The following is a 26,839-nucleotide window of genomic DNA, read 5'->3' as shown; positions in this document are numbered from 1 at the left end:
CGGCACTGCCGCGCGGATCGATCGAATGCCCGGCGTGCTTCGCCGGTCCGGACAGGTGGGATGGGGGCGAGGGGTCCGAGTGCAGGAACACTCGGCATTACGGATGACGCGGGCGCGCGGATCATTCTTTCCGCTGTCCGAGGGCTGCCCCCACCCAACCCTCCCCCGCATACGGGGGAGGGCTCAAGTTCTTCAACGCGCCGGCGTCGCCCGCGCCGCATCACTCGTCACCCGGCGCGCGCTGAACTCGCTGTCTGCGTCCCACGCCGGCCAGCTCTCGCCGTTCGCCAGCGCTTCGGCCAGGCGATAGACCGTGCGCGTGTCGGCGGTCGGGCCGGCCATGTCCCAGCTGTCGTCAAACGCGTCGCCCGGCTGGTGGTAGCGCTTGGCGAAATAATCCGCCCGTGCGGCGGTGCCGCCAGCGACGCCGCCGTCGAGCTGGTCCATGCCGGGGCCGATCGTGATCGCCGGCACGCCGGCCTGGGCGAACGCGAAATGGTCGGCGCGATAGAACAGGCCGGCTTCGAGATTCGGATCCGGCGACCAGCCGCGGCCATCGACCGCGGCGGCCGTCACAAGGTCACGTTCCAGCGACACGCGGCCCTTGCCCCAAGACGAGATGTCGTGTGTCTCGCCGTCCGGGCTCCACATTTCCATGTTGAGCACAGCCGCCGTGGTCTCCAGCGGACGCAGCGGATTGGCCGCGTAATAGGTCGCGCCGAGCAGGCCGTTTTCTTCCGCCGTCAGCGCGATGAACTGCAGCGTGCGCGCCGGGCGCGGGCCGGCGGCGAAGACGCGGGCGAGTTCGATCATCGAGGCGATCGCGGTGGCGTTGTCGACCGCGCCGTTGATGATCGCGTCGCCGCTGTCGTCGGGCGCGCCGACGCCGAAGCTGTCCCAATGGCCGGACAAAATCACGGTCTCGTCGGGTCGCGACGCACCGGGTAGCACGCCCACGACGTTGTGGCTGGTCACGCGGTCACGCTTGACCTTGAACGCGATGTCCAGCGTGGCATCGCCCAGCGCGCCGCCCTTGAAGCCCTGCTGCTGCGCGCGACGCTTCTCGGCGTCGAAATCGAGCCCGGCATCCTTGAACAGCTGCTCGGCGACGCCGCGCTGCATCCAGCCGCGCATCGGCAGGTGATGGGATTCCGCGTCGGCGCGAACGATGTCGTACTGCGGCCCGGCGCGCCCGTTGCGCACCGTCGCCCACGGATACGAGGCCGGCTCGGTCTCGTGCACGATCAGCACGCCGGCCGCGCCACGCTTCGCGGCTTCTTCGTACTTGTAGGTCCAGCGGCCGTACCAGGTCAGCGCGCGTCCGCCGAAGCGGCCGGGCTCGGCGGCCTCGAAATCCGGATCGTTGATCAGCACGACGACGACCTTGCCGGCGACATCGAGCCCGGCGTAATCGTCCCAGTCGAGTTCCGGCGCAGTGATGCCGTAACCGGCGAACACCAGCGGCGTGCCCGACAGATCGACGCCCGTGCCCGGGCGCAGGGTTTCGACCGCGATGTCGTCGCCATTGGCCAGCGCGCGGGTGGCGCCGCCGACATGCAACTGCGTGGCCACTGGACCGTCGATGACGCTGCGCTCCAGCGTGACCGCCTGGGTCCAACCGCCATCGTCACCACCGGGCTCGAGGCCCGCTTCCGCGAACTGCGTACTGATGTAGTCGACCGTCAGGCGCTCGCCTTCGGTGGTCGGCGCGCGGCCTTCGAACTTGTCGGACGCCAGCACCGACAGATGCCGGGCGAGATTGTCGGACTGGATGCCGCCGCCGGGAATGCCGGCGGCCACAGGCGCTGTGTTGGCAGTGTCCGCATCGGGCGCGGCGGGTGTCGACGGCGTGCAGGCGGCGAGCAGCAGCGCGCAGGCCAGGGCGGTCAGAGAACGCGGTCGGGACATCGGAAAATCCGTGAACGAGGTGCCGGCCATGATGCCGCAAGTGGCCGAGGGCGCCGCCGATTGGCTACAGTGGCCGCCGGTTCCCCCCTTCCAGGAGCACTCGATGATCCGTCGCTTCCGCGTTGCGCCGCCGTCTCTGCTGGCCGCCGCCCTCGTCCCGTTGCTGGCCTTGGCGGCCTGCACGCCCGCGCCTGAAGAAGGCTTCGAAGAAGAACAGCCCGCCGCGAGCGCGGCCGATGCCGATACCGGCGCTGGCAGCGCGATCGAAACCGAGACTGCGCAAGCGGAGATCGGCGATACACCCGAAGCCGCGGCACCGCCCGCCGACGCACCGGGCGAGACGCCCTGCGATACCGAAGCCGTGCAGAGCCTGATCGGCAGCCAGGGCAGCGAGACGGTCTACGCCAAGGCGGTCCAGGATTCCGGCGCCAAGTCGCACCGCGCGCTGGGCCCGACCGACATGGCGACGATGGATTTCCGTCCCGACCGGCTGAACATCGATCTCGACGCGAGCGGCAAGATCACCGGCTTCCGCTGCGGCTGATCCGTTCCACTCATGGCAGACACCAGAACGCCCGGCTTCGCGCCGGGCGTTCTGCGTTGCGGGCACGTGCGCCCGCGGGAAGCTCGTGCTCAGCGATCGTCGCGCGTGCGCTTGAAGTCCACCGGCTGGCCATCACGCTCGCTGCTCCAGCGGCCGCTGGCGTCACGCTCGCAATCGCGGGATACCGGTTCGCCCGGCTGGCTCGGCCGGCTCATGCACAAGGGATTGCCGTCGACCGCCGCGCTGTTGTCGCGGTACTCGTAGGAACCGCAGCCTGCGAGCAGCAGAACCGCACCGGCGATGCGCGTACTACGCATGTGTCGTCTCCGTCGTGTTGGATTTTCGACAATCGCAGATCGCCCCAGGTGTCGCAAACAGGCGTCAGCGACGGCTGGCGACCAGTCGGGTGACATCGACCGCGAGCTGCTCGACGGCGTTGCCGAAATCGTTGTGGCCGCCGTTGGCGTAAGCGGCGCCACCGTTCGACAGCGTGTCGGCGATACCGCTGGCGATCTCGCGCGCTTGGCCCAGCTGGCCACCGAGCGCGTGGTCGAGCGTCGATGCCGCATCGGCGGCGCTCGAGAAATTCCCGCTGGTGACGCCGTCGAACAGCCCGCGCGCAGCCGACTGCACATCCGTCAGCGAACGTGCGATCGCGCCGATGTCGCCCATGTCCGGCGCACGGCCGTTGGTCAGTGCGCCACTGGCGAGACCGGTGAGCGCATCCTGCACCGAGACGTTCGCGCCCGGAATGCGACCGGCGAACTGATCCAGCGCCAGATTCGCCAGCGGCTGCATCCCGGCCGGCAGATTGTCGGCGATCGCCCCACGCGCCGCCTCGGTGACGCTGCCGCCGACGAGCCCATTGACCACGCCCATGACCGCGCCCGGCAGGCCGCCGGTAAGCATGCCGACGACTGCGGCGCCGACGATGCCCTGCAGATCCCTGGCATCGATGCCCAGCGCATTCGCCAGGCCGTCGAGCGCGTTGTCGAGCCCGAGCGCGTCGGTCGCGGTGCCGAGCGCGTTGCCGATTGCCGAACTCAGCGCATCGACAGCCGCGTCGACCGCGCCGCCGAGCGCATCCGCCGCCGCGCCGAGTGCATCGTTGGCCGAGGCGGCCGCATCCGCGCCGCTGTTGCCGCTGCCACTGCCGACGCCGCCTGCGCCGTCGCTGCCATCGCTCATGGGATGCTCCGTCGTCGGGTTCGAGTCACTTCAGACTCTAGGCGTGTAGATCTCTCACGCAATCTGGTGCGAACCCGAGGTCACACGGCTGGACCGCGACAGCCATCACGGTTCGCGGCCGAACCTGGGACGGGCCAGCGCGGCAACATGCAGTGCGCCTGGCTCAAGCGGATCTCGGTTGATCCGCTGCCGTCGAGAACTCGACGTCGCGATTGCGGCGCCAGCGTGGCAAAAACGGGGTTCACTGCGCTCGACCCATCCTGCAAAGCCTCAGCGCCCCATCTTCAATGCGTCGAGGATGCGCACGCCGGCGCGACCGTCGTCGGGCGTCAGACCGATGCGACGCTGTTCGGTCTGGATCGCGCGGCGTGTCGCGGTGCCGATCATCCCGTCGACCTCGCCGATCGCATGGCCGCGCGCGAGCAGCAGCGTCTGCAGTTCGCGGCGTTGCGCACGCGACAGGCCCGCATCGTCGGTCGGCCACGGCGTCCGCAGTCCGCTGCCGCCGCGCAGGCGGTCGGCCAGCGTCGCGATCGCCAGTGCGTAGCTCTCTGCCGCGTTGTAGCTGTAGATCGCGTCGTAGTTGCTGAAGACGATGAAGGCCGGGCCCTTGGCGCCGGTCGGCACGAGAATTGCCGCCTGCGTGTTGCCGGCCGGCAGCGCGCCGCCGTCGACGCGGGCGATGCCGCGCGCGGTCCAGTCGGCGACGGTCCTGCGGCTCGTGCGGCCGGCCGGCGCGGTGTCGAACCCGGCTGGCAGTTTGATCTCGTAACCCCAGGGCTGGCCCGTCTTCCAGCCGCCGCGCGAACGCTTGAGGTAGTTCGCCGTCGACGCGAGCGCATCGGGAATGCTGTCGACCAGATCGCGGCGGCCGTCGCCGTCGAAATCGACTGCGATGCGCGCATAGGTGCTCGGCATGAACTGCGTGTGCCCGAACGCGCCGGCCCAGGAACCGGTGGTGTCGCGGTTCTGCAGATCGCCGTCGTGCATCAGCTTGAGCAGGGCGACGAACTCGCTGCGGAAGAACGGCTGGCGGCGGCCGTTGCAGGCCAGCGTCGCCAGCGACACGCGCAGTGGCCGCTTGCCGGAGATGCGGCCATAGTCGCTCTCCACGCCCCAGATCGCGACCACGGTTTCGGCGTCGACGCCGTACTGCGCGGCCACGCGATCCAGCAGCGCGCGATGTTCGACCAGACGCGCGCGTCCGTCGGCCACACGTTCGTCGTCGACGAGACCGGCGAGGTAATCCCACAGCGGCGTGGTGAATTCGGGCTGCGAGTCGAGCAGCGGCAGCACGGTCATGTCCGGCGTCACATCGGCGAGCGCGTCGAACGCCGCCTGCGGAACGCCGGCCTTGGCTGCGTCGCCGCGGATGCCGGTGATGCAGCGCGCGAACGCGGCGGCGTCGTAGGTCGGCGCAGCGGCTGGCACCGGCGTCGCGGGCACCTGCGCGACAGCGCCGCCCGCGCACAGCAGCAGGCCGGACAGCGCGAGGCGCGCAGGACTGGAGAAGCGATGCGTCGGAAGACGGGACATGCGGGCGACCTGCGCGTGCGGGGCGACCACTGTGCACGAGCCGGTGGGGCAGGCGCATCCCCGCGCTGGCGCCGGTTTCACGGTGCGCTCAGCCGACGTCGCCATCGACATAGAACCAGCGCCCGTCCTCGCGCACGAACCGGCTGCGCTCGCGCATCCGCACCACGCTGCCGCCGCCGATGCGGTACTTCGCGACGAACGCCACTTCGGCGTGGTCGGCATCGAGGACGTCGTGCGCCTTGACGTCGAGGCCGAGCCACACCGGTTGCGGATCGTCGAAGCCGAGATCGTCCGGACGTGTCGACGCGTGCCAGCTCGCGCGCAGGTAATCCGCGTCGCGCTGCACATAGGCGACGTAGCGCGAGCGCATCAGCGCTTCGGCATCTGGCGCGGCGGCGCCTTCGTGCAGCGGTTTGCAACAGGCTGCGTACGTGCGCCGGCGGCCGCAGAGGCACGGCGAAGTCGGATCCATGTTGGGTGTCGGCATCGCGCCAGTGTGCGGCCGCACCAGCGTCGCGCCAACCGTTGTGCATGCGCAATATCCGCACGCTTCGCCCCGTGTGCCGTTCGATACGCACGGTCGAAGCTCAGACCCAGCCCCGCGCCGCCAGCGATACCGCCGTGCCATCGCCGACGACGAAATGATCGAGCAGCCGCACGTCGACCAGCGACAGGGCCTGTTTGAGCTGCGCGGTGACCGCGCGATCTGCTGCGCTGGGTTCGCGGCTGCCACTGGGATGGTTGTGGCCCACGATCACCGCGGCGGCGTTGTGCGCCAGCGCGCGGCGCACGACTTCGCGCGGATGCACCTCGGCGCCGTCGATCGTGCCGCGGAACAGCTCCTCGAATCCGAGCGCGCGGTGGCGGGTGTCGAGGAACAGCACTGCGAACACCTCGTGCGCGAATCCGCGCAGGCGCTGTGAGAAGTAGCGGCCGGCGGCAGCCGGATCCGTCATCGCCTCGCCGCGCGCGAGATCGGCGGCGAGCATGCGATTGCCGAGTTCCAGCGCCGCCGTCAGTGCGCACGCGCGTGCGGGGCCGAGGCCGGGCAGCACGGCGAGTCCGGCCGCGCCGCGTTCGATCAACGTGCGCAACGGGCCGTGCGCGGCGAGCAGTTGCCGCGCGGTCGTCACCGCGTCCTGCCCGCGCAGGCCCGAGCCGAGGAAGATCGCCAGCAGTTCGGCGTCCGACAACGCGGCCGCGCCCTGGCCCAGCAGTTTCTCGCGCGGCCGTTCACCGGCCGGCCATTCGCGGATATGCATGCGCGCTCCAGACAGAACACCGGTGCGGGCGGTCGCGTCACAGGGGAAGGATGCGCGCCGCGCCCGGACCGGCGAAGCATCCATTGCACCGTACGCAGCGCAGGCCCGGCAGCGGTTGCGGACATCGCTTCGGGTAAGCTGTCGGCCGGTTTTCCGGTAGGACTTCGCCGACGATGGGCGCCGCTTCGACCCCGCTGCACGGGCAGCGCATCCTGCTGTGTGTGTGCGGCGGCATCGCCGCCTACAAGGCAGCCGATCTGGTGCGCCGGCTGCGAGACGCCGGCGCGGAGGTCCGCGTGGCGATGACCGAGAGCGCGCAGCACTTCGTCTCGGCAACCACCTTCCAGGCTGTCTCGCACAACGCCGTGCGCACCACGCTGTGGGACCCGGGCGCGGAAGCCGCGATGGGACACATCGAACTCGCGCGCTGGGCCACGCGCGTGGTCGTGGCACCGGCGACGGCGAACACGCTCGCAAAGCTCGCACACGGTTTCGCTGACAATCTCGTGACCACGCTGTGCCTGGCGACGACCGCGCCGCTGACCGTGTGTCCGGCGATGAACCATCGCATGTGGCTGCACCCGGCGACGCAGGCGAACATCGCGCTGCTGTGCGAGCGCGGCGTGCAGGTGATCGGCCCCGAGGACGGTCCGCTGGCCGAAGGCGAATCCGGCCCCGGTCGTCTCGCCGAGCCGCAGGCGATCGTGGCCGCGCTGCCGGTATGAGCACTTCGCTCAGCGGACGCCGCGTGCTGGTCACCGCTGGTCCGACCTTCGAGGACCTCGATCCTGTGCGGTTCCTCGGCAACCGCAGCAGCGGCAAGATGGGCTTCGCGATCGCCGCGGCCGCGCAGCGCGCCGGCGCCGACGTGGTGCTGGTCGCCGGCCCCGTTCACCTGCCGACGCCCGAAGGCGTGCAGCGCATCGATGTGCGCTCGGCCGCGCAGATGCATGCCGCGGTCTTCGACGCGTTGCCGGCCGACCTCTACATCGGCGCCGCCGCGGTCGCGGACTTCACCCCTTCCCAGGTCGCGCCGTCGAAGATCAAGAAGCGTCCGGGCGAGGATGGCCTCGACCTGCATCTGGTGCGCACCCGCGACATCCTCGCCGACGTCGCCGTTGCCAACCCGCGCCCGCAGCTGGTCGTCGGCTTCGCCGCCGAGACCGACGACGTCGATGCCAACGCGCGCGGCAAGCGCGTCGCCAAGCGCGTCGACCTGATCGCCGCCAACCGTGTCGGCATCGCCGGCAGCGGCTTCGAAGGCGACGACAACACGCTGCTGGTGCACGACGCCGTGGGCCACGTGCAGCTCGGCCCCGCCTCCAAGACCGAGATCGCCGACCGTCTGGTCGCGCTGGTCGCGGCCCGCCTCGTACAGGATTCCCGATGAGCACTTCCGCCACGCACCATGTCCTCGATGTCCGCGTGCTCGACGCGCGATTCGGCCAGCAGTGGCCGCTGCCGGCCTATGCCACCGACGGCAGCGCCGGTCTCGACCTGCGCGCCGCGCTCGACGAACCGCTGACCTTGCTGCCGGGCGATGTGTCACTGCTGCCGTCCGGCCTGTCGATCCACATCGGCGATCCCGGTCTGTGCGCCGTGGTGTTGCCGCGCTCGGGCCTGGGCCACACGCACGGCATCGTGCTCGGCAATGGCACTGGTCTGATCGATGCCGACTACCAGGGCCCGCTGATGATCAGCGTCTGGAATCGCGGCAAGGATGCCTTCACGATCGAACCGGGCGACCGGATTGCGCAGCTGGTCATGCTTCCGGTCGTGCGGGCGACCCTGAATGTGGTGGATACTTTCGTCGAAAGCACGCGCGGGGCCGGGGGGTTCGGCCATTCCGGCGTGCGCTGACGGGGAATGCAGATGAGCGAGAAGGAACCGCGACAGGCGGGGGCAGTGCTGGCGCAGCTGCGCCAGGCCGCGCCATTGCTGGCTGTGCTGCTGGTGTTACTGGCGCTGTGGTTCGCCTGGAACGGCTGGCAGCAGCTGCGCGGCGAGCAGCGCACCGCCGCCGCCGAACAGGGACGTGATGCCGCGGTCGCAGCGACGCAGCAATCGCTCGGCGCGGAACTCAAGCGCATCGACACGCGCATCGCCGATGCTGCCGTGCAGCGCGCGCTGGGTGCAGGCGATCTCGCCGCGGCCGGCACCGCGCTCGCCGCCGACTGGCCGCAACTCGAAGCCGCGACCATCGTGCCGGCCGACCTCAAGGACGCCTACGCGGGTCTGGACGCCGGCGGCTTCGGTCGCCTGTCCGCGCTCGAGGCAGCGCTGGTCGAGGACCGCGCCGTGCTCGCGATTGCCCAGATCGACGGCGCGCCGCGGGTGCTGATCGCTGCGCCGGCGCGAGCCGACACGCGCCTGGTCGGCGTCGCGCTCGCGCAGCTGCCGATGGCGCTCGCGACGGCCGGTCTCGAAGCCGCGCCGCTGGACGGTGCGACCTACCTCGCGCTGCGCCAGGGCAACCACACGCTCCTGTCACGCGGTGACGAAGGCCTGTCCAACGTCGCCGCACGCATGGCCCAGCCGATTCCCGGCACGCCGCTGCGCATCGCCGCCGCCGTGCCGCGTGTCGACACGCCACTGCTCGGCCTCGGTGCAATTCCGCTGCTTGCAGGCGCAGGCGTATTCCTGCTGCTCGCAGTGGTGGCGTTCCGTCTGCCGCGCGGCGCCACATCGGTCAGCAAGGTCGAAGACACCACGCCGACCCTCGCAGAGGCGTTGCGCACGCCGGCAGAGGGTGTGGAAGGCGAGGACGGCATCACGCCGCCGCCTGTGCCGGTTCGCAGTGAGGCGCCGAAGAAGAAGGCAGCGCCGTCGTCGGTGATCCTGGATCCGTCGATCTTCCGCGCCTACGACATCCGCGGCGTGGTCGGCACGACGCTCGACGCGGGCGTCGCCGAACTGATCGGCCAGGCCGTCGGTTCGCTGATGCGCGAACAGGATCTGGCCGACATCGTCGTCGGCCGCGACGGCCGTCTGTCGGGTCCGGATCTCATTGCCGGTCTGATCGCCGGCCTGCGCAAGGCCGGCCGCAATGTCATTGACATCGGCATGGCGCCGACGCCGCTGATCTATTTCGGCGCATATCACCTGCGCACCGGCTGCTGCATCTCGGTGACCGGCAGCCACAACCCGCCGGACTACAACGGCTTCAAGATCGTCGTCGGTGGCGAAACGCTGTCGGGCGATGCGATCACCGATCTGCACACGCGCGTCGCCGACGACCGCCTGCACACGGCGCCGCAGCCGGGCGCGGTGTCGGAGCGCGACATCAGCGAGGACTACGTGCGGCGCATCGCTGACGACATCCAGATCGCGCGTCCGCTGAAGATCGTCGTCGATGCCGGCAACGGTGTGGCCGGTGAACTCGGCCCGCGCGTGCTGGAAGCGATCGGCGCCGAGGTCGTGCCGCTGTACTGCGACATCGACGGCACGTTCCCGAACCATCATCCCGATCCGAGCGAGCCGCAGAACCTCGAAGATCTGGTGCGCACGGTGCAGCGCTTCGATGCAGACCTCGGCATCGCGTTCGACGGCGACGGTGACCGCCTCGGTGTGGTCACCAAGGACGGCGAGAACATCTTCGCCGACCGCCTGCTGATGCTGTTCGCCGCCGACGTGCTGGAACGCAACCCGGGCGCGATGATCGTGTTCGACGTGAAGTGCACCGGCCGCCTGCCCGGCCACGTGTTGCGCCACGGCGGCAGCCCGCTGATGTGGAAGACCGGCCACTCGCTGATCAAGGCCAAGATGCGCGAGACCGGCGCTGAACTCGCCGGCGAGATGAGCGGCCACTTCTTCTTCGCCGAGCGCTGGTACGGCTTCGACGACGGCATCTACGCCGCCGCGCGTCTGCTCGAAATCCTCGCGCTAGACGACGACCCGTCGGCGGTGCTCAAGGCGCTGCCCAACGGCATCTCGACGCCCGAGATCAAGGTGCCCGCGCCCAACGACGATCCGCACAGTTTCGTCGCGCGGGTGCAGGCCGAGTCCGCCTTCGACGGCGCGCGCCTGTCGACGATCGACGGCGTGCGCGCCGACTGGCCGGACGGCTGGGGCCTGGTGCGCGCATCGAACACCACGCCCGTTCTGGTGCTGCGCTTCGACGCCGACAGCCGTGACGCACTGGTGCGCATCCAGCAGACCTTCCGCGCGCAGTTGCTGGCGATCGATCCCGATCTGGCGTTGCCCTTCTAGGATCATCTTCCGCCCACGGCGGAAGATTCCAATGACCCTCTCCCCCAGCGGGCGAGGGGGGATCATCGGCGGACGCCGATGGTGGGGTGAGGGTGGGCCCCTCGCGGACCACTGCTTTCAAACACGTGCCGAAAACAACGCCCGTCTTTCAAGCGCATTTCCCAACGCACTACCCTCACCCGACGCGCTACCCGCATCGACCCCGGATCAGGTTCGGGGCAGGCTCTCTCCCAAGGTGGGTGTGTCAGGTCGTCGCGAATCGGGCGGGCCCTTTCTCGGCGCCCCCATCCAGGCTTCCGACATCCCATCAGCCGCCGGGCCGACGGCTCATCGCGCACTCACGCAGTTCCGCCAAACGCATCCGCATCGCACGCTGGCGACCTCCCTCACCGGAGTCCGCCGATGCCGCTCCGCCACGCACGCCAATGTCCATCCGTCGCACTGCTGCTCCTGCTGCTGTGCGCGTTCTCGATCCCGCAACAGGCACGCGCCACATCGCCGCCCGCCCTGATGCTCGCCCGCGACCTCGGCACCACGCCGATCGACGTGCCGGCGTACTTCGTCAGCGAAAAACTCGATGGCGTGCGTGCCCGCTGGGATGGCCGCGCGCTGTGGACACGCGGCGGCCACCGCATCGCGACGCCGCCGGCCTTCGTGCAGGGCTGGCCGGACACTCCGATGGACGGCGAACTGTGGATCGCACGCAACCGCTTCGATGTCGTCAGCGGCATCGCGCGCAGTACGCGTCCCGATCCCGCGGCATGGGAGTCGGTGCGCTTCATGGTGTTCGACCTGCCCGCGCACACGGGCGCATTTTCCGAGCGCGTCGCCGCGATGCGGACACTCGTGACACGCACCGCGCACCCGCAACTGCGCATGGTCGAACAGCATCGCCTCGCGTCGCGCGCCGCACTCGATGCACGTCTGGCGCAGGTGGTCGCCGCCGGCGGCGAGGGACTGATGCTGCATCACGCCGACGCGCGCTATGGCATTGGCCGCAGCAACGCCCTGCTCAAACTGAAACCGCACGACGATGCCGAAGCGCGCGTGCTCGCGCATGCGCCCGGCAAGGGCAAGTACACCGGCATGCTCGGCGCGCTCGTCGTCGAACATCACGACGGCCGCCAGTTCCGCATCGGCACCGGCTTCACTGACGCGCAGCGCGCCGATCCGCCACCGCCCGGCAGCTGGGTTACGTATCGCTACAACGGCCTGACGTCGACAGGATTACCGCGCTTCGCCCGGTTCCTGCGCATCCGCGACGAGATGCCCCCTTGAGACATCGTCATCCGCGCCGCGGATGACACCGACCCCTCTCCCCCTGCACAACGCCTGGCGCTCGTGGACGCTGTGAGTCTGTCGCCGCGCGCACTTCGGCAAACCATCACCTTCGCGTCGGCGCATTAGCGACGCAGACGAATCCCGCACTCCAGTCGAAGGCTCGAACCCACCACAGGCATCCCCACCACCTACCAAAAAAAGGCCCGCCATCAAGGCGGGCCTTCCTGTTACGTCAGAGCAGACGGCTCATCACGGCAGTCGTTCGTCATCCCGGCGACGCTCGAGATAGCCATTCGCCCAGCGATCCGCGACCCGACCGGCCGCTTCGCGACCACCGAGACCGAAGGCCAGCGCCGTGGCCACGGCCACCGCGCCCAGCACCAGACCGAAGGCGAGATTGACGATGTCGTCCGCAATGCCCATCGCACGCAGGCCCATCGCGATCACCAGGCCGAGAATCGCAACCCGCGCGATACGCGACAGGCCCACACTGCGGTCGGGATTCGCGCGCTGGATCGCACGCGCCGCCAGATCGGCCAGCCAGTAGCCGACCACCAGGATCACCGCGCCCAGCAGGATGTCGCCGCCGAACGTGATGAAGGTCGCTAGCAGATCGCGGACGCCGGTGAAACCGAGGCGATGCGCGGCTTCGACGATTGCGAACAGCATGATGAAGAACAACGCGACACGGCCGACGAAGGCCGACAGGCCGGTCCCCGCACGTGCATCCGTGACCGACGCCGCATGCGTCGTCCCGATTGGCAGACCCGGTTCGGGCGTGCCCGCAGCTGCCACGGGATCTGCGCTCTGCAGGGCGACGTCCGACGGCATCGGCGTTGCGGTCGGGGCGGGCGCGGTTTCAGTGAACAGATGGCCCAGACCCAGACGCGCCGGCAGACCGTCGAACCCGAGATTCTCCAGCAATCGGGTCAGCAGACCCGACACGAACCGACCCAGATACCAGGCGGCAATCAGGATCACCGCGGCGGCGAGGATGTTCGGAATCGCGATCAGGAACATCCCGAGCATGTCGCTTGCCGGGTCCGAGATCGCGCGGATTGCCAGTGCGTCGAGCGCGGCGATCAGCGTCGGCACGATGATCAGGATGAAGGCGAGCGTGCCGCCGAGCTGTGACAGCTTCACGCCCTCGGTCAGGTGTTCACGATTGCTGAAGCGGTCGACGCCCGATGCGGCCAACAGGTTCGTCACCAGACCGCGGAGCACCTTGGCAACCAGCCAGCCGACCAGGCCGATCACGATCGCAGCGAAGATGTTGGGCAGCATCAACGTGACCTGCGCGGTCATGCCGGTCAGCGGCTCCATCAAGCCTTCGATGCGCAGCGCGCCGACGATCGCCGGCAGGAACAGCAACAGCACCAGCCAGTAGACGACATCACCGAGAACGGCCGAAATCGGCTTTACACCTGCCGACTCGGACAGCTTCTCGTCCCAGCGCCCGGCCGCCATCACGCGATTGATGCCAGCGCGCAAGACCGTCGCCAGCACCCACGCCACCAGCGCCAGCGCACCGGCCAAAATGATCCGCGGCAGGTACAGCATGACCTCGGTCACCAGCGCCGAGAACGGCCCGTAGAGTCCGTCGAAACGCAGCACGCTAAACACACCGACCAGGGTGACGATGATGATGAACCAGAAGCCGATTGACGCCGCCACCTTGACGATGTCGAGTTGCGACGCCGTCTGGCTGTTGACGCGCTCGTTGACGCGTAGACGGCCCAGGCCCGTGCGGATCAGTCCGCGCACGAACAGCGCAACGATCAGTCCGACGATCAGCACGAGGACCGCGCCGAGGACGGATGGCAGGTACGTGCCCAGACTCAATTCGAGTTGCCGGGCAAGGGTGTTGGGGTGCATAGGGAAGGTCTCCTCGCAGACGGGCGGTGTGACCGCTCCGCGTCGATGGGTGTAGGACAACGCGAGGCGCGCAGCCGACGGCGAATCGGCACGGAGCGATCGGAAAGGTGCCGCGCAGAACGCGGTCAGATAGTCCCCTTGATACGTGGCATCGCTGCATGTGCAGCGGATGCAGAACTCCATGCCGCGCACAGTGTGGCCGCACCTAGCGTGCGCTTACGGTGAATGCACTGCATGGAATTCCGCATTCATGGGCTTGAATGCGCAGATCGAAATCGCCGGAGGTGCATGCGCACGCATGCGCGCAATCAAACCTGCAGGCGCGGATGTCGTGACGTCAGTCCGATGCGCACGTTGCAGCCGGCAGCAGCGAATCGTCAGCGACGCTTCGAAGCCTCAGCAGGCGCGTTCCTTAGCGAATGGATTGAGCCGACGGACCCAGCTGTCGCCGCAGTCGATGTCGACCGGCGCGGGTTCGACCGGCTTTGCCGGCGTGCGTGCGGCCGCGCGTGCACGCTCGAACGCGGCGATCCTGTCGCGGATCTGCGGCATTGCCGCCAGCGCTGCGCGTTCGCCCTGCAGGATCGCCGCGTTGCGCTGTTCGAAACTCGCAGGACCGATGTCGGCGACCTGCGGACGGATCACCACGTCGGCGCGTGCAAGTTCCTGACGGCCGAGGTTCTGACCCATGATCGCGATGGACTGGTTGACGATGCCGAGCATGCTGCCGGGCATCGTGCCGCTGGCCTTGCTGGAGATGTCGACCGCGATCACGAGATCGGCGCCGAGTTGCTTGGCCGCATCCACCGGCACCGGACTCACGACACCGCCATCGACGTAATGCCGGTCGCCGATCTTCACGGGTTCGAACACGCCGGGCACGCTGCTCGACGCGCGCACCGCCTGGCCGGTGTTGCCGCGCACGAACACGATGCGGTCGCCGGTTTCCAGGCGCGTCGCGACAGCGGCGAACGGAATGCGCATGCGATCGAGCGTGCGGTTGTCGACTTCCTGGTTGACGTAGTTCTGCAGCGCGACGCCCTGCACCAGGCCGCCCGAGAACAAACGCACGTCGCGGATGCTGGATTCGTCGAGCGCGACCGCGCGTTCCTGCATCTGGAAGGGATCCATGCCGCTGGCGTACAGCGCGCCGACGACGCTGCCGGCGCTGGTGCCGGCGACGACATCGGCCTTGATGCCATTGGCCTCGAGCATCTTGATCACGCCGATGTGCGCGAAGCCCTTGGCTGCGCCGCCGCCGAGCGCGAGGCCGATGCGGACCGGCTGCAGACGTGGCGCGACCGGCGTAGCGGGCGTGGGCTGCACGGCGACCGGCGGCGTCGGACGGACATCGTCCCGGCCGCAGGCCGCGAGCACGAGCAAGCCGGCGACGAGCAGCGCGGTACGCGCGTGGCGGAGCGGAGTGCGGAGACGCATGCGACGGACGCCGGTTCTGGACTGGCGCCGAGGATACCCGGGCCTCGCCTGTCGGCGGCTGAAGCTCGCCTTGAGTCAACGCGCGGGACGGCCGCCGAAGCGCGTGCCGAAGAAGTCGCCGTCGTTCCAGCGCGGCGGTGCATCGGCGTCGCCGACGATGCGCGTCAGCGCGACCACGACCTGCGCCATGCGCGCGGCGTCGCCGTACTGGATCGGCAGATCCACCTGGTCGCAGGGCTGGTGGTAGCAGTTGCGCAGGAACCAGGTCGCCGCGATCTTCGGCTTCTGGTTGTCGTTGGCGGGCGCCACGCCGGCATCGAGATACAGCGCGGGAATGCCTGCGCGCACGAAGGCGTACTGATCGCTGCGCACGAACGCGACTTCTTCGGGGAACGGATCCGGCGACACCTCGACGCCGACGTCGCCAGCGGCCTGCGTCACCGCGGCCGACAGCGTGGAGTGCTCGCTGCCGATCGCGACGATGTCGCGCGTCGGCGCGGTCAGGATCGGCATGTCGATGTTGAGATTGGCGACCAGCCTGCCGGCCGCGGTCGGTGGATGTCGCGCCAGCCATTCGGCACCGAGCAGGCCCTGTTCCTCGGCGGTGAGCGCGGCGAACAGCGTGCTGCGCGCCGGCGCGGTGTCGCCCTCGGCCAGCGTGCGTGCCGCCTCGATCAGGATCGCGACGCCCAGCGCGTTGTCCAGCGCGCCGTTGTAGATCGCGTCGCCATCGACCGGCGTGCCGGTGCCGATGTGGTCGAGATGCGCGGTGTGCACAAGCGACTCGCCCGCGCGCGCGGCATCGCGGCCCGGCAGCACGCCGAGCACGTTGCGCGATTCGAGCGTGTCGATGCGAGTGCGCGTGCGCAGCGTCAGCGTGCCTGGCAGCGCGAAGGGTTTCAGCGTGCCGGCACGCGCAGCCTCGAACAGTTGCGCGGCCGTGCGTGGGCCGTCGGCGAAGACCAGATCGGCGGCAGTCGCGGCGACGCGCACGCTCGCGCGCAGCTGCGCAGGCGCATCGATCGGGCAATCATCGGCATCACGCAGACGCATCGCCGGTCGCGCCGCCTGCGCCACGCTGCGTGTCCACGGCATGCCGGCTTCGTCGTCGACGGTATTGACCAGCACCAGACCGACCGCGCCACGCGCGACCACCGCTTCGATCTTGGTGCGCAGGCTGGCGTAGTGCGCCTGCGGGTTCGGCTCGAAGCCACGCGGCGCGCCGCCGAACACGATGGCGATGCGGCCCTGCAGCTCGACACCGGCAAAGTCGTCGTGGCCAAGTTCCGGCGCATGGATCGCCTGGCCGACGAACACCGCCGGTGCGGTGATCTCGCCCTGCGCCGAATTGAAGTCCGGCATCGGCAGGAACTGGTCGCTCGGCCGCAGTGCGATCGTGCGGCCGTTGCGCGACACCGACAGCGTGGCCGCGGAAGCGTCTGCCACCGCGCGCACCAGTGGCACCCGCTGGAACCAACCACCGTCATCGCCCGCAGGCTGCAGGCCGCTTTCGGCGAAGCGACGCGCGACGTGCTCGGCGGCACTATCGAAGCCTTCGGTTCCGGTCTCGCGCCCGGCCATCGCATCGTCGGCCAGCACACGGACGTCGGCCTCGATCCGTTGTCCGGCGGGCGTCTCGTTGGCGACCACGGCGGCCGGCGGCATCGGCGCACCCGGCGCGGTCTGCGCCTGCACCGCCGCGTCGCTGTCACGACCTCCGCAGGCGACCAGCAACACCGCGCAGGCGACGGTCAGAACGGGACGGGACATGGGCGGCTCCGGTGCGGGAGGGCGACGGTAGCACGCCAGCGCGGTACCTCATTCGGGCATGAAAAGGCCCAGGATCACCAGCGCCCAGAGTGCGGCCCCCAGCGCGATCCAGATCCAGTTCGCCCACGTGAAACGCGCATTGCCGCTGCCGGCCGGATCGTTGCAGGCGTGATTGGCAGCAGACTGGATTTCCCCCAGCACCCATGCGGTCGGCGCGAGCACCACGATCGACATGAGGTCGGTCGTCGGTGAGCCGATCCCGCCGCCGGCCAGCCGATCGAGGATGTTGCCGGCGATCGCCAGCACCACGTAGCTTGTCGCCAGGCTGCGCGGTGACCAGTGGATATCCCGGCGACCGGGGCCGAGGATGCGCGCGATACGCTCGGTCAGTGCGTGGGTGAAGAAGATCGAGAACACTGCGCGAGGCACCGGCCAGATTGTTTCGCTGCGGCCGGAGGTGTGCCGATAGCGCTGCCAGTGCATGTAGAACCAGTACAGCCCGTAGCCCCCGAATGTGGCGACGTAGAGCACGCAGAACTTCGGGATGGACACGACGTAGAACGTGTGCGCCTGCAGCGCGCCTGCCGGTGATTCGGCGCGGATCTCGCTGGCGGGCGGCGCGTAGAGATTGGGTTCCGGGCGGGTGTCCTGCATCGTTGCGTCCTTGCAATGAGAAGCCTGTATCGTATGTCCGGGCGGCGGCCACGAACAGTCGGCCGATCGCGACACGTCGCCGCCATCGGCTGCGCTACTGTCGGCCCATGTTCGAACTCCACCAGGTGCATCGCCGCTTCGACGCGACCGTCGGTCTCGACGGTATCGATCTGCGCATCGCGCCGGGCGGGACGACGGCGCTGATCGGCCCGAGCGGGGCCGGCAAATCGACGTTGCTGCGGTTGCTGATCGGCCTCGAATGGCCGGATGCCGGCGAGGTCCGGTTCGAAGGCGTACCGCTGCGTCGCGATGCCTTGCTCGCGCACCGGCGACGCATCGGCTACGTGATCCAGGAAGGCGGGCTGTTTCCGCATCTCGATGCGATCGGCAACGTCGGTCTGCTGCCCCGCACGCTGGGCTGGTCGTCGTCGCGCATCATTGCGCGTGCGCGCGAACTCGCCGCCCTGTGCCGTCTGCCAGACGATGCCTTGCGACGTTATCCGGCCGAACTGTCGGGCGGTCAGCGCCAGCGCGTGGGACTGATCCGCGCCTTGATGCTCGACCCCGACGTGCTGCTGCTCGACGAACCGCTGGGCGCGCTCGATCCGATCGTCCGCTTCGACCTGCAGGCCGAAATGCGTGCGCTGTTCGAGCGCCTCGGCAAGACCGTCGTGCTGGTGACCCACGACGTCGCCGAGGCCGCGTGGTTCGCCGACACCATCGTGCTGCTGCGCGACGGACGCATCGTCCAGCAGGGCGCGCCGAGGACCCTCCTCGATGCGCCAGCGGAATCGTTCGTACGCGCCTTCATGACCGCGCAGCGCAGCGTCGAGGACGCCGCGTGAGGCCGGGCGTGCGGTGCGCCGTGGCGGTGCTGCTGATGCTTGTGTGCGGCAGTCTCTTCGCTGCACCGGTCGTCGTTGGCTCGAAGAACTTCACCGAGGGCGTGCTGCTCGGCGAGATCGCGACCCAGGCCGGTCGCGACGCCGGCGCCGACGTGCGCCACCAGCGCCAGCTCGGCGGCACGCGCATTCTGTGGCGCGCGCTGCAGGACGGCAGCATCGACGCCTACGCCGAGTACACCGGCACGCTGGCCGACGAGCTGCTGCAGATGCCGGGCGCCGACATCGCGGCACTGCAGGCGACGCTCGCGCGCGAAGGCCTGGCGATGACCGCACCGCTCGGCTTCGACAACAGCTACGCGCTGGGCATGCGGCGTGCGCACGCGGCGGAACTGGGGATCCGCACGCTGTCCGACCTGCGCGCGCATCCCACGCTGCGGCTGGGTCTGAGCAACGAGTTCATGTCGCGCGCCGATGGCTGGCCCGGGCTGCGCAACGCATATGCGCTGCCGCAGACGCCGACCGGGCTGGACCACGATCTGGCCTACCGCGCGTTGGGCGATGGCGCGATCGACGCGACCGACCTCTACGGCACCGACGCGGAGATCCCGTATTACGACCTCGTCGTGCTGCGCGACGATCGCCAGTACTTCCCGTCCTACGCGGCGGTCTATCTTTACCGCAGCGATCTGGCGCAACGCGCGCCTACGCTGCGCGATGCCCTGCAGGGTCTGGAAGGGCGCATCGATGCGGCGACGATGCAGCGACTCAACGCACGCGTGAAGCTGGATCGCGAAACGGAGTCCGCGGTCGCGGCCGACTGGCTGGGACTCGACGCGCCCGACAGCGACGGCCGCGTCGCACGCATCTGGCAGCGCACGCGAGAACATCTCGCGCTGGTCGGCATCTCGCTCGGCGCCGCCCTGCTGGTCGCATTGCCGCTGGGCATTCTCGCCGCGCGTCGGCCGCGCCTCGGACAGACCGTGCTCGCGCTCACGGGCGTGCTGCAGACGTTGCCGTCGTTGGCGGTGTTCGTGTTCATGATTCCGCTGTTCGGGATCGGCGCCGGTCCTGCGATCGCCGCGTTGTTTCTCTACAGCCTGCTGCCGATCGTGCGCAACACGCATGCTGGACTGACCGGGATCCCGCGCGAATTGCGCGAAACGGCAGCGGCGATCGGTCTGCCGGCCGGCACCCGTTTATGGCGCGTCGAGTTGCCATTGGCCTTGCGCACGATCCTCGCCGGCATCAAGACCGCAGCCGTCATCAATGTCGGCACCGCGACGCTCGGCGCGCTGATCGGTGCGGGCGGTTACGGACAACCGATCCTGACCGGCATCCGCCTCGACGACATCGGCCTGATCCTCGAAGGCGCCGTGCCGGCGGCGCTGCTCGCGCTGGCAGTGCAGGGTGTGTTCGAGATCGCCGAGCGCGTGCTCACGCCGCGTGGATTACGGTTGGCTGCGCGGCGCTGAAACGGATCAGAGCGTGCCGGTACGCAGGCCGTCCCAGACCGTCCAGACAGTCGCGCTGACGCCCACCAGGATCCAGGCCATGTTGTAGATCGTGAAGCGGCGATTGCCGCGCCCATCCGGATCGCCGCACGCCGCATTCGCTGCCAGCTGCATACGCAGCAGGCACACGCAGTTGAGCGGAATGACGATCACGCCGAGCCACTCGAGCCACAGCCATGCATTCGACAGGTGGAACACGAGCCACGGCCACGCGATCGCGCTGCCGTAGTTGAGCACTTCCATGACCACGAATACGGTGGCCAGTGTCATCGGCCACCAGCGCCGGGTGACGCCGCGCTCGTCCAGTGTGCGGTCGATGCGACCTGCCAGCGCGTGGACGTAGAACAGGCCGAACAGTGCGCGCGGCACCGGCCAGATTGTCTCGTTGCGGCCCACACGCCAGCGCGACCAGTGCGTCCAGAACCAGAACAGCTGGTAGAGACCCAGCGTGGCGACATACAGCACGACGAACTTCGTCGACGAGACCACGTAGAACGGCGCGTCGCGCATTGCCGCGGACGGCGTGTCGCGGATTTCGGTTGCCGGCGGCGTGTAGGGATCGTGCGGAATGCGCATGGTGTCGGCCGGTGTGGAAGGGGTCACGGACGCGCCGCATGCTACCGGACCACCCGTGCACCTCAGTCGACGATGCCGTCGAGCGATTGCCGCAACGCCATGAAATCGCCCCAGGGATGCGCCTTGAGCCGCTTGAGCCGGGCCGGTGCGTTGCGCAGGGTCCAGGCGTCGCCGGACTTCACCTTGCCCAGATCCTCCCAGCGCAATGGCATCGACACGGGCGCGCCGGCGCGTGCGCGCAGCGAGAACGACGCGACCGCAGTCGCGCCGCGGCCATTGCGCAGGTAGTCGACGAAGATCTTCTGCTTGCGGAATTTCTTGGTTGCGGTCGCCACGTACTTGAGCGGGTCGAGTTCGGTCATGCCCTGCGCGAATGCATGCGCGAACGGCTTGACCACATCCCAGTCGCTGCCCGGATCCAGCGGCACCACCACGTGCAGGCCCTTGCCGCCGGTGGTGCGTACGAAAGATTCGAGCTTGAGCTGTTGCAACAGCCCGCGCACCTGGCGCGCGGCGGCGACGATCTCGGCCCAGCTCACGCCGTCGCCCGGATCGAGGTCGAACACGATGCGGTCGGCGGTGTCGGGCGCATCGGCATGCGAGCCCCAGGGATGGAATTCCAGCGCGTTGAACTGCACCAGCTCCATGACCGCGGCGGCGTCGTTGGCGACCAGATAGTCGCTGGCGCCCGCTTCATCCTTGAGTCGCACCGTCTCGACCAGGGTCATGCCGGCGGTGTGGTGCTTCTGGAAGAAGCAGGGACCGTCGATGCCGCCGGGACAGCGAATCACCGACAGCGGACGCCCGACGATCTCCGGCAGCAGCCACGGCATCGCCGCGGCGTAGTAGTCGGCGACATCGCGCTTGGTCAGGGTGTCACCGGGGAACAGCACCTTGTCAGGGCTGGACAGGGTCGGCGGTACGCGTTCGCTGTCGGTATCGCGCTTCGTACGCTTCTTTGCAGGCGCCTTTGCAGCGGCCTTCGAAACGGCCTTTGTGGCCCGCTTGGCAGTCTTCTTCTGCGTCGGCGCCGCGGTGCTCGCCGATCGTTCGCCTCGCTTGGCCATGTCGTCATCTCCTTCGCGATCGCTGTCGTGCAGATCGTCCACCGACTTGTCGGGCCGCACCGCTTTGAGCGAGGGCTGGCGCAGCAGACCATGGCCGCCGGTGCCGCGCGAGAACACCTCGACGACGAAGCGCGGCGCGAACCATTTCGCCGCGCGCAGATCCGTGTCGTTTGGCGGCACGTATACGCTGGGCTCGTTGCGTCCGGCGCGGCCGATGCGCGGGGTGAGTTCGTCGAGCAGGGCGTCGCTGAAACCCGAACCCACGCGTCCGGCGTAACGCCAGCCGTGCTCGGCATCGGGCCGCGCGAGCAGCAGCGCGCCGAAGCCGCTGCGGCTGCCCTTGGGCGGGGTGTAGCCGACGACCGCGTATTCGTCGCTGGCCAGCTCCTTGGTCTTGCGCCAGTCGTCGCCGCGTCCGGGCCGATAGCCGCGATCGCTGCGCTTGGAGATGATGCCTTCGAAGCCGGACTCCGATGCCAGTTCAATCGCGGTGTCGGCGTTGCCTTCGATGTGCGTGCTGAAGGCCAGATGCGCGGGCGGCGCGTCGCCGAGAATGCGCTGGAGCAGCGCCTTGCGCGCGAGCAGCGGAACCTCGCTGATGTCGACGCCGTCCACGTGCAGCACGTCGAACAGCACCAGCGCCAGCGCGCCCTGGCGTTCGCCCGACAATGTGCCCTGCAGCAGATTGAAATCCTCGCGGCTGCCGCGGCCTGCGATGAGTTCGCCATCGAGCGCTGCCGATTTCAGCCCGAGCCGCGACACCGCCTCGGTGATCTCCGGCACCTTGCCGGTCCACTCCAGCGCGTTGCGCGACCACAGCTGCACATCACCTCGCGCGACCGTTGCGAGCAGCCGATAGCCGTCCCACTTGAGTTCGTGCAGCCAGGTATCGCCAGCGGGGGCGGCATTACCGAGTTTCGCGAGCTGCGGTTCGAATGCGCCGGTCGGCGCCGGACCGCGCTGCGCACCGGGCAACTTGCGCGCCTCAGCCGCCCAGTTGCGGGCGGGCAGGGTCGGAAGGTCTACTTCAGTCTTTTTGCGTTTGCGCGCCTTGCCTGTACCCGCGCGTTTCGCATCCTCGGCCGGCGGCGCGGGCACATCCGCGAGCAGGTCGTCGGCTTCCAGCGTGCCGGCGTAGTCGTCGCGGTCCTTGAACAGCAGCCACTGCGGCTGCTTCGCGGGCTTGCCGGAACGCACCAGATGCCAGCGCCCCTTGAGCTTGCGACCGAACAGTTCGAATCGCAGATGGCCCTTGGCCAGCCCGGCTTCGGCATCGCCATCGGCGGCCCAGACGCCGGTGTCGAACTGGGCGACATGGCCGCCGCCGTACTGGCCCTTCGGGATCTCGCCTTCGAAGCCGGCGTAATCCAGGGGATGGTCCTCGACCTCGACCGCCATGCGCTTCACGTCGGGATCGTAGCTCGGCCCCTTCGGCACCGCCCAGCTCTTGAGCGCATCGCCGATCTGCAGACGGAAGTCGTAATGCCGCCGGCTGGCGTGGTGCAACTGCACGACGAAGATCGCGCGGTGTCCGCGTGGCGCGGGCTTGCCCGGTTCCGGTTCGCGGGTCGCATCGAACTTCCGCTTGCGCCGGTACTCGGTCAACGACATCTCAGGACGCCTTGCGCGTGGTCTTCTTCGCTGTCTTCGTTGCAGCCACCTTGGCCGCCTTCTTCGTCGTTTTCTTCGCGGCCTTCTTTGTCGTGGACTTCTTGACCGGCACCTTGTCGCTGTTGCCAGCCGGCGTGCGCTTGTTGTCCTTGAGGCTTTTCTGCAGCAGCGCCACGAAATCGACGACGTTGGTCGACGCATCCTCGCGATGCGGCGCATCGTCGACGACCTTCGTTTTCACACCCTTGGCCTTGATGCGCTTCTTGATGATGTCCGACAGGCGTTCGCGGAATTCGTCGTGGTAGGCGTCCGGCGCCCAGTCGGCGGCCATCGAGTCGATGAGCTGCTTCGCCATCTGCACTTCCTTGTCGGCAATGCGATAGCTCGACGCGCTCCCGGTCGGCAGCGTGTAGTCGGCGGGATCCACGAGTTCCTGCGGATAGCGCAGCAGCATCAGCACCAGCGCATCGTCCTCGGGCATCACCGCGCACAGGTATTCCCGGGTGCGGATCACGACGCGCGCGATGCCGATCTTGCCGGTCTTCTTCAGTGTCTCGCGCAGCAGCACGTAACCCTTCTCGGCCTTCTTGCCGGGCACCAGGATGTAGGGCTTCTCGTAGAACCGCGTGCCGATGCTGCCGGCATCGACGAAGGCTTCCACGTCGACGGACTCGTGCGATTCGGGCGCGGCCGAGGCGATGTCTTCCTTCTCGATGACGACATAGCTGCCCTTGTCGTACTCGAAGGCCTTGACGATGTCCTTCCACGGCACTTCCTCGCCGGTATCGGCGTTGACGCGCTCGAAGCGGATCGGCTTCTTGTCGCGCGAATCGAGCATGCGGAAGCTGAGATCGGTCCGGCGCTCGCCCGACATCAGCGACACCGGGATGTTGAGCAGGCCGAAGGACAGCGAGCCGGACCAGATGGGACGTGCCATGGAAGCCTCCGATGCACCGGCGCGGGGCGGCCGGCCGCATGAATCTGGGAAGCTCGCACCGCTGCCGTGCAACGCGCGTCAACCCGCAGCCATAAACCCGTCGGCCGGATTCACGCGCGCACGCACGCCACAGGGCCACGGTGACCGTATGCACACGCCTCCGACATCCCCGCCTGATCCCGACGCCGAGCGGCAGCACGTGGAAGAGACCCAGGACGAAGCGCTGGACGAGACCTTTCCGGCCAGCGATCCGGTCTCGCCCTTCATGCCTGCGCGCCGCCCGGTGCCACCGGCTGCGCCCGCACCCACCGTGGATGACCTCGGCTGACCGCGCTGCGGCTGTTCCTGCGCGGCGCGCGCGGCGATACTGGACCCGCCTCCCGGCGTGCGTCCTATAATCGCCGGCTGTAATCGTTTACACGGGAACAATTGATGCGCCTGGATGACCGGCTCGAAGCGCTGCTCGCACGGATGACCCTCGAGGAGAAGATCGGCCAGCTCGGCATCTTTGCCGACATGCTGCGTCCGTTCGCGGCCGACGTGAATCCCGAGATGAACGAGTTGAACGCGGGCGAGCTGCGCGAGCAGATCCGCGCCGGCCGCGTGGGCGCGGTGTTCAACGGCGTCGGCGCTGTGCAGGGCCGCGAGTCGCAGCGCATCGCGGTCGAAGAGAGCCGGCTCGGCATCCCGTTGCTGATGGGCGCCGACGTGATCCACGGCATGCGCACCGTGTTCCCGATCCCGCTGGGCGAGGCTGCGAGCTTCGAGCCCGAACTTGCGGAGCGCACCGCGCGCGCCGCGGCGATCGAGGCGACCGCCTGCGGCCTGCACTGGACCTTCGCACCCACGCTCGACATCGCCCGCGACCAGCGCTGGGGCCGCGTGGCCGAAGCCGCCGGCGAAGACGTGGTGCTCGGCAATGCGTTCTCGGCGGCGCGCGTGCGCGGCTTCCAGGGCAGCGACCTGACCGCGAATGATTCGATGCTGGCCACGCCCAAGCACTTCGTCGGCTATGGCGCGGTCATGGGCGGCCTGGACTACAACAGTGTCGAGATTTCCGAAGGCACGCTGCGCGACGTGCACCTGCCGCCGTTCAAGGCCGCACTGGATGCCGGCGCGCTGACGGTGATGAGCGCCTTCAACGACATCAACGGCGTACCGGCCTCGGCCCACGACGGCCTGCTGACCGATCTGCTGCGCGGCGAATGGGGCTTCAAGGGCTTCGTGGTGTCCGACTACACCGCCGACTTCGAACTCGTCGCGCACGGCTTCGCCGGCGACGACCGCGAGGCGACGAAGTTGTCGTTCACCGCCGGCGTCGACATGAGCATGCAGAGCGGCCTGTACGCCGCGCATCTGCCCGATCTCGTGGCCAGCGGTGAGGTGCCGATGGACGTGATCGACCAGGGCGTGCGCCGTGTGTTCGCGGTCAAGCAGGCGATCGGCCTGTTCGACAACCCATACCGCTCGCTCGATCCCGTCGTCGAAGCCGCGCTCGATCCGAAAGCACTGCACGGCGACCTCGCGCTCGACGCCGCGCGGCGCTCGATCGTGCTGCTGAAGAACGACGGCGATCTGCTGCCGCTGCGCAAATCCGGTCAAAAGCTCGCGCTGATCGGCCCGTATGCGCGCGACCGCGACAACATCGAAGGCTGCTGGACGCTGTTCGGCGACAAGCGCCTGCACGTCAATCTCGAAGACGGCCTCCGCGCCGCGCTCGAGGACGGCGATGCGCTCGATGTCGTCGACGGCGGTGGCATGGAAGAGGCGATCGATGGTGGTCTCGAGGCCGCGGTCGAGGCCGCACGCAATGCCGACGTCGTGCTGCTCGCGATCGGCGAACCGCAGGGTTTCAGTGGCGAAGCGCAATCGCGCACCCAGATCGTCATCCCCGCCGCGCAGCAGGCGCTGGCCGAGGCGGTCGCCGCCACCGGCACGCCAGTCGTCGTGCTGCTGCGTCACGGCCGCGCGCTCGCGCTGCACGGCGCAGTGCACGACGCGCAGGCGATTCTCGCGACCTGGTTCCTCGGCACTGCGACCGGTCCCGCCGTTGCCGAAGTGCTGTTCGGCGACTACAACCCGTCCGCGCGTCTGCCGGTGAGCTTCCCGCGCGATTCGGGCCAGCAGCCGCTGTACTACAACCGCCAGCGCACCGGCCGCCCCGAGCTGCCGACGATGTCGGAGTTCAAGAGCCGCTGGCGCGAGGTGCCGCACAGCGCGCTGTATCCGTTCGGCCACGGCCTGTCGTACACGCGTTTCGTCTACGGCGATGTCGAACTGTCGACGGACACGCTGGACTGGGACGGCACGCTGACTGTATCGGTGACGCTGCGCAACGACGGCAGCCGCTTCGGCGAGGAAGTCGTGCAGCTCTACATCCACGACCGCGTCGCCAGCCGCGTGCGCCCGATCCGCGAACTCAAGGATTTCCGCAAGGTCGCACTGGCGCCGGGCGAGCACACCACGGTGTCGTTCACCCTGCATCGCGACCAGCTCGCCTTCACCACGCGCAGCGGCGCGTTCGCTGCCGAGCCGGGTCTGTTCGACTTGTGGATCGCAGCGGATTCGGAAGCCGGCACGGCCGCGCAGTTCACCCTGCTGAAGGCGTGATGCGACTGCGCCTGGCGT

Annotated in this window: 21 protein-coding genes and 1 pseudogene; 9 read left to right on the top strand and 13 right to left on the bottom strand. The window is 68.9% G+C overall.

The genetic code is table 11. The features are described from left to right. Nucleotides 1-192 precede the first annotated feature (192 nt). The gene (locus ACZ9YD_RS08625) at nucleotides 193-1,908 is read right to left on the bottom strand and encodes a M28 family metallopeptidase (RefSeq protein WP_465074762.1); all 1,716 of its coding nucleotides are present in this window, start codon (nucleotides 1,906-1,908) and stop codon (nucleotides 193-195) included. 103 nt (nucleotides 1,909-2,011) lie between these two features. Between ACZ9YD_RS08625 and ACZ9YD_RS08620 the strand changes: the two genes are divergently transcribed. Then, nucleotides 2,012-2,452 carry an I78 family peptidase inhibitor gene (locus ACZ9YD_RS08620; protein WP_465074761.1) on the top strand — a complete coding sequence of 147 codons (441 nt, stop codon included), beginning with the start codon at nucleotides 2,012-2,014 and terminating at the stop codon, nucleotides 2,450-2,452. Nucleotides 2,453-2,541: 89 nt separating this feature from the next. On the opposite strand, the gene ACZ9YD_RS08615 is transcribed toward ACZ9YD_RS08620, so the two are convergent. From ACZ9YD_RS08615 to radC, 5 genes are all read right to left on the bottom strand, one after another. After that, complete coding sequence (locus ACZ9YD_RS08615; protein WP_465074759.1) at nucleotides 2,542-2,769, bottom strand: hypothetical protein; 228 nt, start codon at nucleotides 2,767-2,769, stop codon at nucleotides 2,542-2,544. A 64-nt stretch (nucleotides 2,770-2,833) separates the two neighbouring features. Beyond that, on the bottom strand, nucleotides 2,834-3,640 hold the full coding sequence (locus tag ACZ9YD_RS08610) for a hypothetical protein (protein WP_465074758.1): 807 nt from the start codon (nucleotides 3,638-3,640) through the stop codon (nucleotides 2,834-2,836). Nucleotides 3,641-3,910: 270 nt separating this feature from the next. Then, nucleotides 3,911-5,176 carry a lytic murein transglycosylase gene (locus ACZ9YD_RS08605; protein ID WP_465074757.1) on the bottom strand — a complete coding sequence of 422 codons (1,266 nt, stop codon included), beginning with the start codon at nucleotides 5,174-5,176 and terminating at the stop codon, nucleotides 3,911-3,913. An 88-nt stretch (nucleotides 5,177-5,264) separates the two neighbouring features. Next, nucleotides 5,265-5,663: a YchJ family protein gene (locus ACZ9YD_RS08600; RefSeq protein WP_465074756.1), complete on the bottom strand. Its 399-nt coding sequence runs from the start codon at nucleotides 5,661-5,663 to the stop codon at nucleotides 5,265-5,267. Nucleotides 5,664-5,763: 100 nt separating this feature from the next. Beyond that, the gene (gene radC / locus ACZ9YD_RS08595; protein WP_465074755.1) at nucleotides 5,764-6,438 is read right to left on the bottom strand and encodes a RadC family protein; all 675 of its coding nucleotides are present in this window, start codon (nucleotides 6,436-6,438) and stop codon (nucleotides 5,764-5,766) included. 173 nt (nucleotides 6,439-6,611) lie between these two features. Here radC and coaBC point away from each other — a divergent pair. The 4 genes and pseudogenes from coaBC to ACZ9YD_RS08575 all read left to right on the top strand — a co-directional run bounded on the left by coaBC (nucleotide 6,612) and on the right by ACZ9YD_RS08575 (nucleotide 11,925). Beyond that, nucleotides 6,612-7,828 (top strand): annotated as a pseudogene (gene coaBC, locus ACZ9YD_RS08590) (bifunctional phosphopantothenoylcysteine decarboxylase/phosphopantothenate--cysteine ligase CoaBC). After that, nucleotides 7,825-8,298, top strand: coding sequence for a dUTP diphosphatase (gene dut / locus ACZ9YD_RS08585; RefSeq protein WP_465074754.1), 474 nt, complete (start codon nucleotides 7,825-7,827; stop codon nucleotides 8,296-8,298). Before coaBC ends, dut begins: the two are co-directional and overlap by 4 nt. Nucleotides 8,299-8,310: 12 nt before the next feature. Further along, nucleotides 8,311-10,647: a phosphomannomutase/phosphoglucomutase gene (locus ACZ9YD_RS08580; RefSeq protein WP_465074753.1), complete on the top strand. Its 2,337-nt coding sequence runs from the start codon at nucleotides 8,311-8,313 to the stop codon at nucleotides 10,645-10,647. 402 nt (nucleotides 10,648-11,049) lie between these two features. After that, on the top strand, nucleotides 11,050-11,925 hold the full coding sequence (locus ACZ9YD_RS08575) for a DNA ligase (RefSeq protein ID WP_465074752.1): 876 nt from the start codon (nucleotides 11,050-11,052) through the stop codon (nucleotides 11,923-11,925). Nucleotides 11,926-12,177: 252 nt separating this feature from the next. Here ACZ9YD_RS08575 and ACZ9YD_RS08570 read toward each other — a convergent pair whose 3' ends face one another. From ACZ9YD_RS08570 to ACZ9YD_RS08555, 4 genes are all read right to left on the bottom strand, one after another. Next, entirely contained in the window at nucleotides 12,178-13,803 is a 1,626-nt protein-coding gene (locus ACZ9YD_RS08570) for a mechanosensitive ion channel (RefSeq protein WP_465074751.1), read from the bottom strand. A gap of 396 nt (nucleotides 13,804-14,199) precedes the next feature. Continuing rightward, entirely contained in the window at nucleotides 14,200-15,240 is a 1,041-nt protein-coding gene (locus ACZ9YD_RS08565) for a patatin-like phospholipase family protein (RefSeq protein WP_465074750.1), read from the bottom strand. Between the two features lie 75 nt (nucleotides 15,241-15,315). After that, complete coding sequence (locus ACZ9YD_RS08560; RefSeq protein ID WP_465074749.1) at nucleotides 15,316-17,010, bottom strand: M28 family peptidase; 1,695 nt, start codon at nucleotides 17,008-17,010, stop codon at nucleotides 15,316-15,318. A 48-nt stretch (nucleotides 17,011-17,058) separates the two neighbouring features. Beyond that, nucleotides 17,059-17,664 carry a hypothetical protein gene (locus ACZ9YD_RS08555; RefSeq protein ID WP_465074748.1) on the bottom strand — a complete coding sequence of 202 codons (606 nt, stop codon included), beginning with the start codon at nucleotides 17,662-17,664 and terminating at the stop codon, nucleotides 17,059-17,061. 107 nt (nucleotides 17,665-17,771) lie between these two features. On the opposite strand from ACZ9YD_RS08555, the gene ACZ9YD_RS08550 reads away from it, so the two are divergent. Both ACZ9YD_RS08550 and ACZ9YD_RS08545 read left to right on the top strand, forming a co-directional pair. Then, entirely contained in the window at nucleotides 17,772-18,509 is a 738-nt protein-coding gene (locus ACZ9YD_RS08550) for an ATP-binding cassette domain-containing protein (RefSeq protein ID WP_465074747.1), read from the top strand. A gap of 35 nt (nucleotides 18,510-18,544) precedes the next feature. After that, nucleotides 18,545-19,981 carry an ABC transporter permease/substrate-binding protein gene (locus tag ACZ9YD_RS08545; protein WP_465074786.1) on the top strand — a complete coding sequence of 479 codons (1,437 nt, stop codon included), beginning with the start codon at nucleotides 18,545-18,547 and terminating at the stop codon, nucleotides 19,979-19,981. A 6-nt stretch (nucleotides 19,982-19,987) separates the two neighbouring features. Here ACZ9YD_RS08545 and ACZ9YD_RS08540 read toward each other — a convergent pair whose 3' ends face one another. From ACZ9YD_RS08540 to ku, 3 genes are all read right to left on the bottom strand, one after another. Beyond that, on the bottom strand, nucleotides 19,988-20,596 hold the full coding sequence (locus ACZ9YD_RS08540; RefSeq protein ID WP_465074746.1) for a hypothetical protein: 609 nt from the start codon (nucleotides 20,594-20,596) through the stop codon (nucleotides 19,988-19,990). A 62-nt stretch (nucleotides 20,597-20,658) separates the two neighbouring features. After that, nucleotides 20,659-23,274 carry a DNA ligase D gene (gene ligD / locus ACZ9YD_RS08535; protein WP_465074745.1) on the bottom strand — a complete coding sequence of 872 codons (2,616 nt, stop codon included), beginning with the start codon at nucleotides 23,272-23,274 and terminating at the stop codon, nucleotides 20,659-20,661. Nucleotide 23,275: 1 nt separating this feature from the next. Next, nucleotides 23,276-24,211, bottom strand: a complete 936-nt coding sequence (ku, locus tag ACZ9YD_RS08530) for a non-homologous end joining protein Ku (RefSeq protein ID WP_465074744.1) — start codon at nucleotides 24,209-24,211, stop codon at nucleotides 23,276-23,278. A gap of 148 nt (nucleotides 24,212-24,359) precedes the next feature. On the opposite strand from ku, the gene ACZ9YD_RS08525 reads away from it, so the two are divergent. Together ACZ9YD_RS08525 and bglX are read left to right on the top strand one after the other, a co-directional pair. Further along, entirely contained in the window at nucleotides 24,360-24,539 is a 180-nt protein-coding gene (locus tag ACZ9YD_RS08525) for a hypothetical protein (RefSeq protein WP_465074743.1), read from the top strand. A 104-nt stretch (nucleotides 24,540-24,643) separates the two neighbouring features. After that, entirely contained in the window at nucleotides 24,644-26,821 is a 2,178-nt protein-coding gene (gene bglX / locus ACZ9YD_RS08520) for a beta-glucosidase BglX (protein ID WP_465074741.1), read from the top strand. The last annotated feature ends 18 nt before the right edge of the window (nucleotides 26,822-26,839 follow it).

The sequence above is a fragment of the Luteimonas sp. AC640a genome, from assembly GCF_979256585.1.
The sequence above is the reverse complement of the archived record's forward strand: the minus strand, read 5'-3'. Positions and strand labels throughout refer to the sequence as shown.